Raw genomic sequence first — 16,767 nt, 5'->3', positions numbered from 1 at the left:
AATTAAGCGTTAAAATTTCTTCATTACATCTACTAAAACTTGTACGCTTTCGATAGGCATTGCATTGTAAATAGAAGCTCTAAATCCACCTACAGAACGGTGACCTTTTACGTTGCTAATTCCTGCTGCTGTACACGCTTCCAAGAATTCAGCATCTCTAGAAGCATCGTTTAATAAGAAAACAACATTCATTAAAGAACGGTCTTCTTTCGCTACATTATTTACAAAAGAAGGATTGTTGTCAATCTCGTTATAAAGCAAAGCAGCTTTCTCTTCATTTCTTTTTTCAGCAGCTTTTAAACCACCATTTGCTTTTAAGTATTCTAAGTTTAACATAGAAACGTAAATGGCAAAAACAGGAGGAGTATTAAACATACTTTCTCCTTTGATATGTATTTGGTAATCTAACATAGAAGGAATAGTTCTTCCTGTATTACCTAAAATATCTTTTTTTATAATCACTAAAGTAGCTCCGGCAGGACCTAAGTTTTTTTGTGCTCCAGCATAAATAATTCCGAACTTAGAAACATCTAAAGGCTTAGAGAAAATATCAGAAGACATATCTGCTACTAAAGGAGCTTCGGAATTAGGAAACTCTTTAAATTGAGTACCAAAAATAGTGTTGTTAGAAGTGATGTGAACATAATCAGCATCTGCAGGTACTGTATAATCTTTAGGAATATAATTATGGTTAGTATCTTCAGAAGATGCAATCACCTCCACTTCACCAAATAATGAAGCTTCTTTAATGGCTTTTTTACTCCATGCTCCTGTATTGATATAAGCAGCTTTACCACCGTCAACTTTCATTAGATTCATAGCGGCCATTAAAAACTGAGTAGAAGCACCACCTTGTAAAAATAATACTTCGTGAGTAGCGGGTACGTTTAAAATTTCTTTAACCAATGCTACTGCTTTGTCATATACAGCAACAAACTCTTTACTACGGTGAGATATTTCAATTAATGATAAACCGGTGTTGTCAAAATCTAAGATAGCTTGACTAGCTTTCTCAAATACTTCTTGAGGGAGAATTGAAGGACCTGCGCTAAAATTATGTTTTTTCATTATATATTTAAATTTTGGAAAGCACAAATTTATAAAATCTGTTTGCTTAACCTTTATGAAAAACTATTTATTTTTAACGTTTTTTTACAATGTTAACAAAAATTTAAGAGTATCAACATTATCCGCATAATTCCATAATTTTGGAGCTTGCGTTTGCCCTAATTTTACAGCATTTTCAATATTTAATTCACTTGAAATACATTGTATTTTATCAGCATCCTGATCTAAGTGTAATTTCAAGCTTTCTAAGTCTTCATAAAACTCATAAAACAACGTAGCAATAGGAGAGGCATAGCTAGCATCTTCTTTGATCATCAAAAAACCATTTTCTTTAATATCAAAAAGACTCATTAAATAAACAGCTTTATTATAGTCATAATTATTAGCATACTTGGTGTAATTAATAATGTCTTTGTGTTTATAAACGGCATTAAATAATTTGTCAAAGTCGTAGTCTTTTGGAACGTATATTTTAGAAATACTTCTACACCCTAATCCGTAGTATCTAAAAATGTCATCACTTAAGTTTTCTAACTGTTGCTTGGTTTCATTACCCTCCAAAACAGCTACCGCATTTCTACTTTTTCTAATGATATGAGGATGCTTCCCAAAATAATAATCAAAATAACGAGCAGTGTTATTGCTTCCTGTTGCAATAACAGCATCATAATAATCTAATTTCTCTTCGGAAAATGTAAACATACCTTTAAAAGAAGGTTCAGCATATTCGAGGTATTTAGCAACAAGCGGAATAAAATATTTATCATTTGACGATAGTTTAGCGAGTACTTTATTTCCTGTGATGGCTACGCATAAAAAATCGTGAAAACCAACGAGGGGTATATTACCCGCCATTATAACAGCAATAGTTTTTGGGTTGTTGTCTGCTTGCTGTTGATCTATAGTGTAGGAACTCAACCAAGTATTCAAATGATCCTCAGATAATGCCTCAGACCAACTTTGTAAAGAAAATAACACATTGTCTTTAGTAAACCAACTATTGTATTCTTCGGCTCTTTTGATTTGTTTTTCGAATACATCAAAAAATAAGTCATTATTTAATATCCCTTCTTTTTTGATGATATCGTTACATGTAAATTGACCTAAAAAGACTCCTAAATTGATAAATGCTTTTTTTCTCTTATCTAAACTCATTATAAGTTAGTTTGGGTGTTTTGAATGAATACAAAATGTATTATTTTTGTACGACAAATTTAAAGAAAAAAGATCGATGGCAATTATAATAACAGATGAATGTATAAACTGTGGGGCATGCGAACCAGAATGTCCTAACAACGCTATTTATGAAGGTGCAGAAGAGTGGAAATACGCAGAGGGTACTTCTTTAGAGGGAGATTTTGTGTTGCCTAACGGAAACACGGGAAATGCTGACGAAGAGCAAGAGCCTATTAGTGATGAGGTTTATTATATTGTACCAGACAAGTGTACTGAGTGTAAAGGTTTTCATGACGAACCTCAGTGTGCTGCTGTATGTCCTGTAGATTGTTGTGTTCCTGATGAGGAAATTGTAGAATCTGAAGACGAATTATTAGCAAAACAAGCTTTTTTACATAAAGAGTAGTTGTCTTAGTAGTTCAATAATATTCAAAAACTCCAAACTAAATTTTAGTTTGGAGTTTTTTTTTGAATTATTATTAGCAGTTTTAAGGCCATCCAGAAGAATAAATTTTTGGACTGTAAATGTTTTAGTTTATTCTAAATAAGCATTTCTAGGTAATTTAACTTTAGAAGAATAGCGATAACAGGTGGTTTGTTATCTACTAGTGGTAATGGGCAAACATTAACTTTACAATGTTTACGTTAAACTAACAAAAAGAGTCATTTTTCTTAAGCTTTTGCTTACACTCTTTGTTTTAAATGGGGCGTAGTTTTGAGAACATCAATTAAACAAAACAAACTATTTAAAAATGAAAAATTTATTAAAATTATTACCCTTAGCTTTAATAGCAAGTTTCACTATCTCTTGTAGCGAAGATGGTTTAGATGGAACGAACGGAAAAGATGGTGTGGATGGAAAAGATGGAATGGATTTTACACCACCTACCTCAGAAACTATTTTTGAAAACAAATCTAATCTAGAACCCTTAGTATCTATACATTCAGGATTTAAGAACGTAAAAGCCTATTCTTTGTTAAGTTCTTCGGACGTTTTATCTAACGGATTTACTTTATTAGGAGCACAAGATGGGGCTGGGTTATTAAAAGATCCTAACAGCGACGGATACATTTATTTATCTAACGCAGAGGATGACTACTCAGTTTCTCGTACTTTTTTTGACAGAAATATGAATCCTATCAAAGGAGATTGGTTGCTAAACGGAGAGGTTGCAGATAGAGCTCGTCAATGTTCTGCTACCATGTGGGAAAAAGAAATACACGGAGGAACTAAAGATATATTCTTATCAGCCTCTGAAAGTATCGCATACGACGTTAAGGGAATAGATCCCTACGTGGATACACCTACACCAACAGCAGATTTTGGATTGGATGCTTTGGGAGAGTTCTCATGGGAAAATGCGGTACCACTACCTAAAAATGCATATGCTGGCAAAACTGTAATTATTGGGGGAGATGACGATTCTAGTGGTTCACAAGGGCAAGTGGTATTGTATTACTCCGAAAATGGAGATCAGGATTTAGAGAATGGAAAAATTTATGTTTTAAGATTAAAACAGTATTCGGAAGCAGGGACTACAACAGTAGTAAACGCAGGTGAAATATATAACGAAGGACAATTGGACTTTCAAAAAACCTACGATGTGGAATTTGTGGAAATTGTTGGAGGTAAGGACATGACCAAGAACGAAATGGAAACAGCATGTGTTGCTGTACAAGCTTCTGCTTTTATGAGAGTTGAAGATGTTGATTATCAAAAAGGGTCCGATGACAACGGAAGAAATGTATATTTTGCTGTTACGGGTCGTGGTCCAGATAGAGGAACTTATAACGATTGGGGAACTGCTTATAAATTGGAACTAGATGCTGCAAGTCCCCTAAAAGGAAAATTAACGCAAGTAATTAGCGGGAATACAAATACAAATAATCAGGACGGAAATTTAGCTACTTTACAGAGCCCAGACAATATTTGTGTAACAGAAAACTTTATCTACTTGCAAGAAGATCCAAATTCTTTTACAAGAGGACATGCTGCCTACATTTATCAGTCAGATTTAGACGGAAATAATTCAAAAGTAGTTTTAGAATTAGTAGTAGAGCAAAATTTAGCAGAAGATGGTACTACCGGATTGAGTGGTGAGTTTGGTGCCTTAACGGACGTTTCAGATAAACTTGGTATCCCTGATACATTTTTGTTAAATCTACAACCACATTATTGGAGAAATGATGATTTTGTAAAAGGAAGTGCTTTTCCTCACAACCAAGGTGGTCAAATAGTATTGCTACAAAATTTGCCTAGATAATTTTAACGATATAATTTTTCTTAAGCCTTCACATTTGTGAAGGCTTTTTATAGTAAAAAAACTTAATCATGGACATAAATAAGAGCGTTCAATTCTTTATTATTTGTATAGGCCTTGTTTCCTGCAGAAAAGAGAAGAACAAAGAAAAAACCATTTCACCTGAGGTCAATTTTGATGCTGTACAGCAATTTTACACTCAAAGCATTAAAAATTCAATTACCTATATAGATTCTCTTGCTATGTACGAGAGCCATAGCGATAAGGCTAAAAATTTGTTTAAAAAAATAAGGGTCGAATTTAAAAAAGCGGAACCTTATGTTTCGTACTTAAACCCAGAAGTGGGTCACAGAGTAAATGGCCCTGCTTTACCAAACTTTACTGATGATACACACAGAGTATTAGCTCCTATTGGACTTCAAAAAATAGAAGAATCTATTTATGACGGAGGAGTTTCTAAAAAAGTGTATTTAGAAGAAATAAGATTAACTAGAGGTCTTTTGCACGTACTTCAAAAGAATATTGATAAGAGAAAAATAAACAGTCAACGTTTTTTTATTTCCATACATCAACAACTGCTAAGAATAGTGAGTTTCGGAATTACGGGTTTTGATACTCCCGTAAGCCATTTGGGAATACAAGAAACAGGTGTTTCTTTGCAAGGACTAAAATTTGTTTATGAAAACAGCATACAAGAAATTGTAGAGACTAAAAATAAAGATTTAAACAAAGAATTAATCACTAATATTGATAAAGCCATACGTTTTACTGAGGATAATAATGATTTTGATACTTTTGATAGATACACTTTTATCAAAAACTACATAAATCCAATTACGAGAAATTGGTTAGCTGTAAGAAAATTAACTGCGATTTGGGAACCTGTAAATACAACTCCGTTTAATTTTGAAGCTCCTACTTTTTTTGAAAATAATTCGTTCAATGTAAATTACTTTACACAACCATCAGACAGAAATCCGTCATCAGAAAAAATAGCTCTAGGTAAAAAGTTGTTTTTCGAAAAAAAACTATCTTCTAACCAGTCAGTTTCGTGTGCTTCTTGTCATAACCCTACCAAAGCATACACAGATGGTTTTAAAACAAGTAAAGATAATAGAGGCAATAATTCTTTAAGGAACGCACCGACATTGATTAACGTGGCTTTTCAGAAGAGTTTCTTTTTAGATGGAAGATCCAAAACGTTGAACGACCAAATAGGATTGGTATTTAAAAATAAAAATGAATTTGACACAGAAGTTCATCAGTTTTCTAATCGTATTTTAACAGATACCACTTACACTAAAATGTTTGTAGATGCTTACGGTAAAATACCTACTAAAAATACAGAGGTCATTAAATCTATATCAGCCTATATATCTACCTTAAATGGTTTTAACGCTAAGTTTGACAAGAATATAAGAGGTGATGAAAACACATATTCAGCATCAGAAAAAAGAGGGATGAATTTATTTATGGGTAAAGCCTTGTGTGCAACGTGCCACTTTATGCCGCTAACAAACGGTACGGTTCCTCCATTTTTTACAGAATCGGAAAGAGAGGTAATTGGAGTATCTAAGACGGCTAAAAATAAGGAATTAGATACAGACGATGGTTATTATTGGTTGTATAAAAAAGACATCCATAAAGGAATGTTTAAAACACCTACATTGAGGAATATCGCTTTAACGGCTCCCTATATGCATAATGGAGTGTATAATACTTTGGAAGAAGTGATGAACTTTTATAACAAAGGAGGTGGAGCAGGTTTAGGCTTTAAAGTTCTTCATCAAACTTTGCCTTTTGATGAGTTAAACCTATCAGAACAAGAAATAAAAGATCTCATTGCTTTTATGAAGACTCTAACTGATATTAGTTTTGAAGAAAAACAGGAATATTAATAGAAAAGAGTTCGTAAGTAAGAACGTTAATAATTACTTACGAACTCTTTTAATTTTGTAAATAATAACTAAGCATAATATTCCACTAACACCAGAAATCATCAAACTTATCAGAAGAAGAATGTAGTTTACATTTTGATTGACAACAATGTGATTTGGAGTAAAGCCTAATCTTCCAAAGGTTTTGAGAATTAAAATACTACCAAACACCCCCACAATAATATTGCTAGTTAAACCTAAAGAAAATTTGGGTTTGAGTTTTCCGAAAATACTCGCCCCTAGGATTCCGAAGAGAATACTTAATAACGATATGATGGTTTGAGTCATCTTTTTTTTTGTTTAGTGACCGTATTCTCTGTCATCAATTTTACCTGCGTTTAATTTTTTCTGAACCAAAAAGTAAACTACAATTAAAATAACGCCAATAATTATCCATGGCAATGCTACAGACAAACCATAATTGCTCGTAGCCGTATTGTAGATAGTTAAACTAGAGTTGACATCATTTGTAGATCTTAGTAAAATAGGGAGCATAGTTGCTAACGTTGAGCTAATTCCACCAACAATAATAAGTGAAGAGCAAATAAATCCATAGCTTTCTTTCTTGAGTTTTTTAATAAAAAACAATCCTAAAAAACCTGTAAAATATAATAAAGGAAAAATGATGAATGAAGGATGTTTTAAGTAGTTACTCAACGGCTCAGGCTCTATTAAGTGCCAAATAGAAATAGAAAAAATAGTGAGCACCCCTAAAAGGATATTCAGTTTTAAAATAACGCTTTTAAGCTGAGTATTTATACTAGCATTGGTTTTTAAAATAATCCAGTTGGCACCGTGTATAGCTAAAGTAACTACTGCAATAATCCCAATAACCAAAGTAAACCAATCAATAACCCCAGGGTGCGTAGTGGTAGGGCTAAAATTACTGTTCCATAGCGGTAAAAAGAAATAATGAGCTTCATAAGTAGAGACTCCGTTTTCTACACCGCCTAAATTTACCCCTCTAGCAACGTTACCTAATGCCACTCCAAAAAACAAAGCAAGTAACAAACTTGAAATTCCAAAAGCTCTGTCCCAGATAGTCTTCCATACACTGTGGTTAAATTGCCCTCTTAATTCTAATCCTAAGGCTCTAAAGATAATTAGCCACAAAATGATGATTAGAGGCAAATAAAACCCGCTAAATACAGAAGCATACAAAGTAGGGAAGGCCATAAACATTAAACCCCCAGCAGCAACCAACCAAACCTCGTTAGAATCCCAAAACAAGCCAGCAGCTTTAGAGATTATCTCTTTATCTTTTTCTGATTTTGCCAAAAATAAGTGTATAATCCCCGTACCAAAGTCGTAACCATCTAGAATAAAAAATACAGTTAAAACAATTGCGATAATAATGTACCAAAATATTTCCATGACGTTAATGATTTTGTGGTTGAGGACCTTGATAAATAGTTTTACCGACCAATACTAAGAATAACAAGCCTAATAACATATATAGAGCTACAAACCCCAACAAGGTAAATAAAGTGTTTCCAGAAGATACTGTTGGTGAAATACCCTCAACGGTTTTTAACAGTCCATAAACTAAATAAGGCTGTCTACCCAGCTCAGCGACGTACCAACCTGTTAAATTGGCTATAAAAGGAAAAGGCACTAAAAAGAGTAAAGTCCAGAGTATGGGTTTGTACACATAAATCTTTTTGAAATAAAGGAGTAAAACGGAAATTCCCATAATACCTATAAAAATAGTCCCCAAGCCTACCATAATATGATAAGAATAATATAGCGCAGGAATGTTATCTGGTAATTCTTCCTTTTTAAAATGATCCATTCCTATAACTTGCTTTTCCCAATCTTGATAGGTTAAAAAACTCAGTACGTTGGGAACGGCTATTTTATTATCTAATTTTTTTTCTACCATATTGGGTTGACCAATTAACACAATTTCGGCACCGGCTTCTTCTGTTTCAAAAATACCCTCCATAGCAGCAAAGGCAGCGGGTTGGTATTTGGCTACGTTTTTAGCGTTTAAATCTCCTGTAGGAAAAGCAACTAGCATGCTTGAGATAAGTCCGCCAATAATTCCTGTTTTCACAAATAGTTTTCCGTACTCAGAGTATTTGTTAATTAAAAGGTAAAAAGCTCCAATACTAGCCACTACAATGCAAGATGTTACCATAGATGCCATTTGGTTGTGTAAAAAAGCTGGGAGTAGCCACGGATTGCTAAATAATTCCGAGAAATGAGTTAATACAAATTTTCCGTTTTCTAGAACCTCATATCCAACTGGGTGTTGCATCCAAGCATTGGTAGCTAAAATTAGGTATCCACTAGCCCAAGAGCCTAGGAAAACCAAAAATCCGGTTAGCAGATGTAGTTTTTGGCCCATGATTTTTTCTCCGAAAATGAATAAGGCTAAAAAAGACGATTCTAAAAAGAAAGAGAAAATTCCTTCCATGGCTAAGGTTTGTCCTATAATTCCACCCGTTAATTCAGAGAACTTAGCCCAGTTAGTTCCGAATTGGAATTCCATTGGAATTCCGGTAATTACACCCATGGTAAAATTAATAGCAAAAATTTTCATAAAGAACTTTGCAGCATTGTTGTAAACTTCCTGATTGTTCTTTAAGTAGTAGGCCTTAAAAAGAACAATAATAAGCGAAAGTCCCATGGTAAGTTGAGGGAAAATGTAGTGGAAAGTAATCGTAAAAGCAAATTGTAAACGATCGTAAAAAATCATGTCTTCCATGTAGGGTAGGGTTTAGATTTTCAACATGATTCAATGTTGAAAATTGTTGAACAGCATCCTTATTTTATTGGAGTTTTTGCGTTCAAAAACACCGCTATAAATTTACGATATTTTGTTTGTTTGGTAGCAACTTTCATCGTTTAAAAAACTAGTTTTTTGATAAGAATTTGTACTTTTAAAATTCATCAAAAACAATCATATGTCCGTAAAAATAGCACCCTCAATTTTTGAGTTTTTAAATCAATTAAAAGAGAACAACAACAGGGAATGGTTTGCTGAACACAAGCCGAGGTTTGTGACTGAAGAGGAGCAGTTGAAATTGTTTTTTACTCAAGTAATGGAGGGGGTAAAAGAGGAAGATGATATAGAGGCAATGAAAGCTTATAGAATATACAGGGATGTACGTTTTTCTAAAGACAAGTCTCCTTATAAAATATATAGAAGTTGCAGCTATAAAAGGGCAACCGAAGCACTGAGAGGAGGTTACCATGTAGAGATCACTCCCAAAGGTTCTTTTATTGCTTGCGGATTTTGGCAGCCCAACAAAGAAGATTTATTAAGAATTAGAAAAGAATTTGAAATAGATGCTTCTGAAATAAGAGAAATCTTGAATCACCCAGATATTAAGGATACTTTTGGTGGCTTTCACGCAGGAGAGTCTCTAAAAACAGCTCCTAAAGGATTTGACAAGGAACACGAGGCTATAGAGCTTATCAGAAAAAAGGATTTTATGCTTTTAAGAAAGTTTAGTGATCAAGAAGTGTTATCAAATAACTTTTACAACGAAATTATAAAATCGTTTAAAGCAGCAAGACCTTTCTTGGATTATATGAGTAGCGTTCTAACCACAAATTTAAATGGAGAGTCTATTATTTAACGGTTCTTTCTTTAAATGTGCTTCCTTTTTTTAAAGCCCTGTGGTTTTCATAACATTCTAAAACGGCTTCAATTAACTGTAAGTCTGTAGCTTTTTGAATAAAATAGGGGGAGTAGTTACATTCAGCTAATATCTCGGTTAACTCGTTGATGTCCATCTGTAAATAGTCCAGAATAATTTCTCGATCAAATCGATTGGCCAGAATTTCCCTAGTAGCATCCTTTTCTTTAAGCTCTTTTAAATCCCTTAGCTTTTTGGGTTTTTTTCCAAACAAATTATACACAAAATCAACAGGGTTTGTCAGTGCTTTTCCTACACTTAAACCAGATACATCGTTGTTGTTTTTTCTAACCTCATAAGTTTGAGGTAAACCATTAACGTGTATTCTATTAAACTTGTCTTTGGGAACATTTTTAACATCAATATCTAAAATACCGATGAGCTTGTAACCAATTCGCACCTCTTCTAACGCTTCAACTTTAGGATACAATTCAATGTTTAGTTCAGTTCCTTTAGACAAATCTCTGGTAATTTTTAGCTTGATAGATTCGTAACCAATATGAGACACCAATAACGTATCACTTTCTTTAATATCAATTTCAAACAACCCCTCTTTTCCAGATAAGGTTCCGTTAATGGTAGATAAGTTCAGTAGTGTAGTACCTTCAATAGCAGTACTGTCAATAGCGTTGGATATTTTCCCTTTAAGCGTGAATTTAATTAAATCCTGAGAAAATAGTTGTTGGCTTATAGATAATAAACAAATTATGAATAAGCTATAGATGTTTTTTTGAATCATATTATTTTTTTACTCCTTCCCAAGCTTTCTTTTTCTTCTTTTTAGTTTCTTTTTTAAACTTGGTAACTATATCTTCTTTAGGAGTTTTTTCCTCAGTTGACGTTCTTTTTTTAGTGGACGATTTAAATTTTTTGGAAGTCACTTTGGGTGCTTTATGACTGTAGGTAATATCATTTTCGTCACAAGTGTCAGACTCGTGAGTTACGTTGATAAATTCAGAACCCTCGTACGGGCTGTCCTCCACATTTAAAGCCCAAAAAGTAAGTCGTACTCTTTCTTCATTCTTACATCTAAAAGCATATCGTCCTTCTTCGGTTGTCCAACCTTCATCTAATAAGTCAGATTCATTGACGTTTTCTCTTACAGGAATTCTAAAATCGGTAAAAACAGAATAAAAATCCTTATCCACATTTGTTTCTAAAGAATAAGGTTTTAATTTTTTTACTTTAAACTTCTCTTTTTTCTTGTATGGCTTAAGTCTTTTAACCATTTTACTTTTTTGCTCTGGCTTTTCATAAGTCCTCACTTCTTTTTCTTGAGCGAAAGAGGTAACTGATAGAATACTTAAAAAAATTAGAATATATGGCAATGTCTTTGTCTTCATGTGATCAAATATACTAATTATTAAAATTAATTTTAGCCATGATTGGATAATGATCAGATAGTTTTAGTTTATAGGTTTCAAAAGCCTGAACTTCCATGTGTTTTTCGGGAAAGATAAAATCTATCCTAAAAGGTAAAAAATAATTATACGACTTTCCAAGTCCAAAACCAGCTTCTACAAAAGCATCTTTATGATTTTCCGTAAGTTGCTTATAATTCCAAGAGAAAGCCGTATTGTTAAAGTCCCCAGATAAAATAGTAGGGTACTTGCAGGTACTGATATGTTTTTTAATCAACTTAATTTGGTCGGCCTGTTTTTTAAAGACTTTTTTAAAGCGATTTAGAAGGGTCGTATTGTTGCTACTACCGTAGTATTGTTTTTTAGTATCTAAACTAAAAGATTGTAAGTGAACATTGTAAACTCTAACAATTTGATTTTTCACTTTTATATCTACAAAAATGGCATTGTTAGAAGACTTTGAAAAATCTAAGGACCCTTTATTGATGATTTTGTGTTTGCTGTAAATGGCTTGTCCTGCCGAACTTGTTTTTTCTATATAATGGTACGGATACTTTATGTAAAAGTTTTTGGTGTTTTTATATTCTTGAAAACAAACAATATCTGGATTTTCTTGAGTGATAAAATTAGCAATATCACTTTTTAAATGCTTGTTTTTTATCCACTTGTAAACATTAAATTGTCTTACATTATAGTTTAATACGGATAGGTCTGATGGAGTAACTTCCGAACTACTGTTCATAGGAAATAGAGCTTTTAGGTGCTGATACCCAAAACCTATAAAGATAAGAGAAACTAAAAAATGAGATTTTAATTTGATGACCCAGATAAGGACAAAAAATAAATTGATAGTTAAAAGCGTAGGATATAGCAAGCTAAGTACTGCAATGCTAGGAAAATTATCAGGATCTACAAAAGGCACTACATAAGTAGTCAATAAAAGTACGGCTGCTATATTGTTTAGCAGAAACAGAAATTTATCTAAAACATTTAGTTTCTTCATCAATTATTTCTTCCCTTGTTTGAACAAAAAGGCTTTCTCTTCTTTGGATAAAGATTCGTATCCAGATTTGCTTATTTTATCTAGTATTTTGTCTACTTTTTCTTGATTGTCAGTTGACGAATTTTGTGTGTTTTTTCTGTGCGTTGATTTGTAGCTAGTTTTTAAAGGATTTTTTTTCTTGAATATGTTTTTTTGCTTAAAACTAGGGAGTTTAAAATAACCATCATAGTACACTACCAGAAATCCGTAAAGTGCTCCTCCTAAGTGCGCTAAATGTCCACCTGTGTTTGTAGTTCCCAAACTAATTAAATCCCATACAACAAAACCGATGGCTATGTAGGATAATTTAATGTAGCCAATAAACCTAAATTTAATTTCGTATTTCGGGGCGTAAGTAGCCAGTCCCACCAAAATAGCTGTAACTCCAGCAGAAGCACCCACCAACGTGCTATTGCTATTTCGCAAAGCGGGAAAGTAGCTGTAACCCAACATAAACAAAACACCTCCAAAAATAGTTCCCAATAAGTAAAAAGTAAGTAGCTTTTTAGGAATAAAGTAATCTAAAAATAAATTACCTATGTAATAAAGTGTGATGAGGTTAAACAGCAAGTGGATAAAACCGCTGTGTAGAAATCCGTAAGATACAATGGTCCAGGGTTTTAATAAAAACATAGAAAAACTAGCAGGCAATGCCAAATATTGATAGAATATATTTCCAGATTGATTAAATAAATGACCTAGACCTCCAACGAAATAAGTAAGTATAAAAAAAACGATATTCATCGCTATCAGTTTTTCTACAATACTTCCGCTTTGGTACTTATACTTTATTTGAGAAAAAATAGCTTTCATTTTTAAAACTGTCTAAATTGATTTTTTTTCCATATCACAGCCATAATCAATCCAATAATGGCACCTCCTACATGGGCAAAATATGCAGTATTTACAGGACTCAAAAGTGGTTGACCCGTAATACCAGAAAACAAGTCTGCCAACACCATCACAGGAATAAAATACTTAGCGGCAATAGGAATAGGTAAAAAGATTAAAAACATTTTAGAATTAGGAAAGTTCCACCCAAACGCAGCTAACAAACCAAACACAGCTCCAGAAGCCCCTAAAAGCCTCATGTTATAAATTTGGTTCGCAGTTTGCAAATGCTCATCTGCGTACACTTTCACGGGGTCAAATAATTCATAAACTTCTTGTTTAGAAGCTCCCATTTTTAATAATGCTTCCATAGCTCCATTAAATTCGAACTTACGTTCTAAAAGGTAAATTAAACTAGCCCCAATACCTGCCGAAAAATAGAAAAACAAGAATTTTTCTTTTCCGAACAACTGTACCAATGGCGAACCAAAAAAATACAAACCCAACATATTAAAAAATAGGTGTCCAATGTCTGCATGCATAAAAATACCTGTAACCAACTGCCAGTATCTAAAATTAGGATTGTCAAAATAGTGTAGATTAAACAACTCGTTTAAATCAACCGTTTTGATACCCATTTTTGCAACAAAAAATAGAATGTTGACAATGATAATATGTTTGATTATTTCGGGAATTTTGTTAAGCATATTAATCTAAATTGAATAAAGTGTCTAATTTTTTATTAGTGACAAGGGTGTATATTTTTTTTCTGAAAGGGGAGAGGTTAGATTCTTTACAATCAAACAAATCTATAATTAAACCCTCTTGTTCTGTATCAGATAGTTTGACTCCAGTTTTAATGGCCAAAGTTTTGGATAACGATTTGGCAATCATGTCCAATTGACTAAAGCTGTTTTCTTCTATCCCTTCCTGAAAATCTTCAATTAACTGTTCAAAAACCATGCTAATTTGACTTTCGCTAATAGTGGTGGGAATTCCAGTCACAATTACATTATCACCTTTTATTTCATCGAACATAAAGCCAGTGCTTTCCAATTCTTCTTTAATGTTTTTTAAAATATGAATTTCTTGTTTGCTATAATTAATACTTATCGGAAATAAAAGTTGCTGACTAGATGCTTCCTTGACGGTTATGTTCTCTAAAAAATTCTCATACAAAACCCGTTGATGAGCCAAATGTTGATGTACCAAATAAGTTCCCTTATTCAAATTGCAAAGAATGTATTTATTTTGAATTTGAAAAGTGTCCTTAATCAATTTAGTCTCTTTGGTTTCAAAAAGTTGAGGAGTGAGTTTGTCTTGTTCCACTTCTACGTTGGCCACAGATTCTAAACCGTTGTATAGTGTTTCCCAATCTCCCTGCGCTTTGTCTTTTTTGTAGAAAGATGGAGGAGTAGATGAACTGCTTTTAGTAGTAGTTTCTTTTGATGAAGTTTCAAAGGGGTTAAAATTACTTTCTGTTTTAAAAGGATTAAAATTAGGATCTACTCTAATTTGAGGTTCGCTAATTGTTTTGTTTTTGTAATGATAGGGAGTCTCCAAATCTTTATCCTTAGTAAAATCTAAAGAGGCCGTTGCGTTAAACTGACCTAGGCTATGTTTAACGGCTGCTCTTATAATTTCGTACAATACTTTTTCATTATCAAACTTTACCTCTGTTTTGGTTGGGTGTATGTTAATGTCAATAGTGTTGGTAGGTACTGTTAAATACAAAAAGTAACCAGGATGATGTCCCCTTTCTACCAAGCCATCAAAAGCTGCATTAATTGCATGATGTAAATAAGGACTTTTGATAAAGCGGTTGTTGACAAAAAAGAATTGTTCTCCTCTTTTTTTCTTGGCAAATTCTGGTTTAAAAATAAAACCTTCGAGTCTTAATAAGTCTGTATCTTCATCAATAGGCATTAAACGTTCGTTCGTTTTGTGACCAAATATATTAACGATACGTTGTTTTGCATTTCCCGCAGGTAAATTAAAGACTTCTGAGTTGTTGTGGTTTAAAATAAAATGAACATCGTGGTGCACCAAGGCTACTCGCTGAAATTCATCAATGATATGTCTTGTTTCAACGGCATCAGATTTTAAAAAGTTTCTGCGTGCAGGAATATTGAAAAACAAATTTTTAACGGCTGTATTTGTTCCTATAGGAGTGGGAACTACCTCTTGATGATTAATTTTACTACCCTCTATTTGTATACAGGTACCTAACTGATTGCTGGCTAATTTGGTTTTCATTTCTATTTGCGCAATGGCTGCGATAGAAGCCATAGCTTCTCCACGAAAACCTTTGGTGTTTAGGTTAAACAAGTCTTCTGCTTCTTTAATTTTAGAAGTAGCGTGTCTTTCAAAACACAAGCGAGCATCGGTTTCAGACATTCCGGAGCCATCATCAATTACCTGAATCAATGTTTTTCCAGCATCCTTAATAATTAAGTGTATATTTTGAGCTCCAGCATCTATTGCATTTTCTAATAATTCTTTAACAACAGAAGCAGGTCTTTGTACGACCTCCCCAGCTGCTATCTGGTTTGCAACATGGTCTGGAAGGAGCTGAATAATGTCTGACATATATTAATTATCTTATCAAAATTAAAAAAAGCCCATGTGGAAAAAATAAGAATCACAATGATTTTGGCTAGTCTTTTGTTTGAATTATGATCTTGAACTGGATTAGATTTTGCTCTTGACCATTCGTTTTTCAAATTGTTTTTTGTGAGCGTGACTTCGTAATCGCTGTCTACACTATCTTTTTTCTCTTGCTTGTAGCGTTGCTCTAAAGCTTCTAACCGTTCTTTACGCTCATCATAATAGCGAGGTTTGTAGTCAAAAACATAGTGACCTGTGGGTTTGAATGGAGTTTTAAACATAGCGTAAAAGAAAAAACATTATTATCAAATTTACGAAAAATTCGATAATAATGTTTGATGTATTGTAGGTTAGATTTAGCGTTTGTTTAAGGCAGCCATTTTTATAGCAGCTACAGCGCACTCAATCCCCTTATTTCCTAATTTGCCTCCAGATCTATCTATAGATTGTTGTTTAGTGTTGTCTGTTAATACACAAAAAATAGTAGGAGTATTGTATTGAATATTTAAGTCTTTAATACCCTGAGTTACTCCTTCGCATACAAAATCAAAATGCTTAGTTTTTCCTTGAATTACGTTTCCGATGGCAATAATGGCATCCAAATTTTTACTTTCAAGCATTTTTTTGCAACCGTAAATCAACTCAAAGCTACCAGGAACTTTCCAAGTAATAATATCCTCTTGAGCAACACCATTGTCTAACAACGTGTCAATAGCTCCAAGAGTTAGGTTTTCTGTAATTTCAGGATTCCATTCAGAGGTAACAATCCCGAATCTAAAACCTTTCACATTCGGTAAGCTTTCTTTATCGTAAGCAGACAAATCTGTAGTAGCCATA

At 33.3% G+C, this 16,767-nt stretch carries 17 protein-coding genes; 4 read left to right on the top strand and 13 right to left on the bottom strand.

The window, feature by feature from the left end; genetic code table 11:
• Positions 1-9: 9 nt before the first annotated feature.
• The gene (gene serC, locus ACXGQW_RS01995) at positions 10-1,068 is read right to left on the bottom strand and encodes a 3-phosphoserine/phosphohydroxythreonine transaminase (RefSeq protein WP_457823440.1); all 1,059 of its coding nucleotides are present in this window, start codon (positions 1,066-1,068) and stop codon (positions 10-12) included.
• A gap of 84 nt (positions 1,069-1,152) precedes the next feature.
• Positions 1,153-2,223, bottom strand: coding sequence for an acyl-CoA reductase (locus ACXGQW_RS01990; protein WP_457823439.1), 1,071 nt, complete (start codon positions 2,221-2,223; stop codon positions 1,153-1,155).
• A gap of 76 nt (positions 2,224-2,299) precedes the next feature.
• On the opposite strand from ACXGQW_RS01990, the gene ACXGQW_RS01985 reads away from it, so the two are divergent.
• The 3 genes from ACXGQW_RS01985 to ACXGQW_RS01975 all read left to right on the top strand — a co-directional run bounded on the left by ACXGQW_RS01985 (position 2,300) and on the right by ACXGQW_RS01975 (position 6,403).
• The gene (locus ACXGQW_RS01985; RefSeq protein ID WP_457823438.1) at positions 2,300-2,650 is read left to right on the top strand and encodes a 4Fe-4S dicluster domain-containing protein; all 351 of its coding nucleotides are present in this window, start codon (positions 2,300-2,302) and stop codon (positions 2,648-2,650) included.
• 346 nt (positions 2,651-2,996) lie between these two features.
• Positions 2,997-4,508, top strand: a complete 1,512-nt coding sequence (locus ACXGQW_RS01980) for a hypothetical protein (protein ID WP_457823437.1) — start codon at positions 2,997-2,999, stop codon at positions 4,506-4,508.
• Between the two features lie 68 nt (positions 4,509-4,576).
• Positions 4,577-6,403, top strand: coding sequence for a cytochrome-c peroxidase (locus tag ACXGQW_RS01975; protein ID WP_457823436.1), 1,827 nt, complete (start codon positions 4,577-4,579; stop codon positions 6,401-6,403).
• 33 nt (positions 6,404-6,436) lie between these two features.
• Here the strand turns inward: ACXGQW_RS01975 and ACXGQW_RS01970 are convergent, their stop codons facing one another.
• Genes ACXGQW_RS01970 through ACXGQW_RS01960 form a run of 3 tightly spaced genes read right to left on the bottom strand, consistent with a single transcriptional unit; the run spans position 6,437 to position 9,152 of the window.
• Positions 6,437-6,730 carry a hypothetical protein gene (locus tag ACXGQW_RS01970; RefSeq protein WP_457823435.1) on the bottom strand — a complete coding sequence of 98 codons (294 nt, stop codon included), beginning with the start codon at positions 6,728-6,730 and terminating at the stop codon, positions 6,437-6,439.
• Positions 6,731-6,742: 12 nt separating this feature from the next.
• Entirely contained in the window at positions 6,743-7,816 is a 1,074-nt protein-coding gene (gene cydB / locus ACXGQW_RS01965; RefSeq protein ID WP_457823434.1) for a cytochrome d ubiquinol oxidase subunit II, read from the bottom strand.
• Between the two features lie 4 nt (positions 7,817-7,820).
• On the bottom strand, positions 7,821-9,152 hold the full coding sequence (locus tag ACXGQW_RS01960) for a cytochrome ubiquinol oxidase subunit I (protein ID WP_457823433.1): 1,332 nt from the start codon (positions 9,150-9,152) through the stop codon (positions 7,821-7,823).
• Between the two features lie 199 nt (positions 9,153-9,351).
• On the opposite strand from ACXGQW_RS01960, the gene ACXGQW_RS01955 reads away from it, so the two are divergent.
• Complete coding sequence (locus ACXGQW_RS01955; RefSeq protein ID WP_457823432.1) at positions 9,352-10,029, top strand: DUF2461 domain-containing protein; 678 nt, start codon at positions 9,352-9,354, stop codon at positions 10,027-10,029.
• Here ACXGQW_RS01955 and ACXGQW_RS01950 read toward each other — a convergent pair.
• From ACXGQW_RS01950 to ribH, 8 genes are all read right to left on the bottom strand, one after another.
• Positions 10,022-10,828: a carboxypeptidase-like regulatory domain-containing protein gene (locus ACXGQW_RS01950; protein ID WP_457823431.1), complete on the bottom strand. Its 807-nt coding sequence runs from the start codon at positions 10,826-10,828 to the stop codon at positions 10,022-10,024. The genes ACXGQW_RS01955 and ACXGQW_RS01950 overlap by 8 nt on opposite strands.
• A 1-nt stretch (position 10,829) precedes the next feature.
• Positions 10,830-11,432 carry a hypothetical protein gene (locus tag ACXGQW_RS01945; RefSeq protein ID WP_457823430.1) on the bottom strand — a complete coding sequence of 201 codons (603 nt, stop codon included), beginning with the start codon at positions 11,430-11,432 and terminating at the stop codon, positions 10,830-10,832.
• A gap of 13 nt (positions 11,433-11,445) precedes the next feature.
• Entirely contained in the window at positions 11,446-12,453 is a 1,008-nt protein-coding gene (locus ACXGQW_RS01940) for an endonuclease/exonuclease/phosphatase family protein (protein WP_457823429.1), read from the bottom strand.
• Positions 12,454-12,456: 3 nt separating this feature from the next.
• Positions 12,457-13,305: a rhomboid family intramembrane serine protease gene (locus tag ACXGQW_RS01935; RefSeq protein WP_457823428.1), complete on the bottom strand. Its 849-nt coding sequence runs from the start codon at positions 13,303-13,305 to the stop codon at positions 12,457-12,459.
• Between the two features lie 2 nt (positions 13,306-13,307).
• A complete protein-coding gene (locus ACXGQW_RS01930; RefSeq protein WP_457823427.1) occupies positions 13,308-14,030 on the bottom strand; it encodes a rhomboid family intramembrane serine protease in 723 nt (240 codons plus the stop codon).
• Position 14,031: 1 nt separating this feature from the next.
• The gene (gene mutL, locus ACXGQW_RS01925) at positions 14,032-15,912 is read right to left on the bottom strand and encodes a DNA mismatch repair endonuclease MutL (protein WP_457823426.1); all 1,881 of its coding nucleotides are present in this window, start codon (positions 15,910-15,912) and stop codon (positions 14,032-14,034) included.
• Positions 15,864-16,211: a hypothetical protein gene (locus ACXGQW_RS01920; RefSeq protein WP_457823425.1), complete on the bottom strand. Its 348-nt coding sequence runs from the start codon at positions 16,209-16,211 to the stop codon at positions 15,864-15,866. The genes mutL and ACXGQW_RS01920 overlap by 49 nt, the downstream gene beginning before the upstream one ends.
• Positions 16,212-16,286: 75 nt before the next feature.
• Positions 16,287-16,766: a 6,7-dimethyl-8-ribityllumazine synthase gene (gene ribH / locus ACXGQW_RS01915; protein ID WP_457823424.1), complete on the bottom strand. Its 480-nt coding sequence runs from the start codon at positions 16,764-16,766 to the stop codon at positions 16,287-16,289.
• Position 16,767 lies beyond the last annotated feature (1 nt).

Source organism: Wenyingzhuangia sp. IMCC45533 (assembly GCF_054111225.1).
Note: the sequence above shows the minus strand (reverse complement) of the source record. Positions and strands in the feature narration are given on the sequence as shown.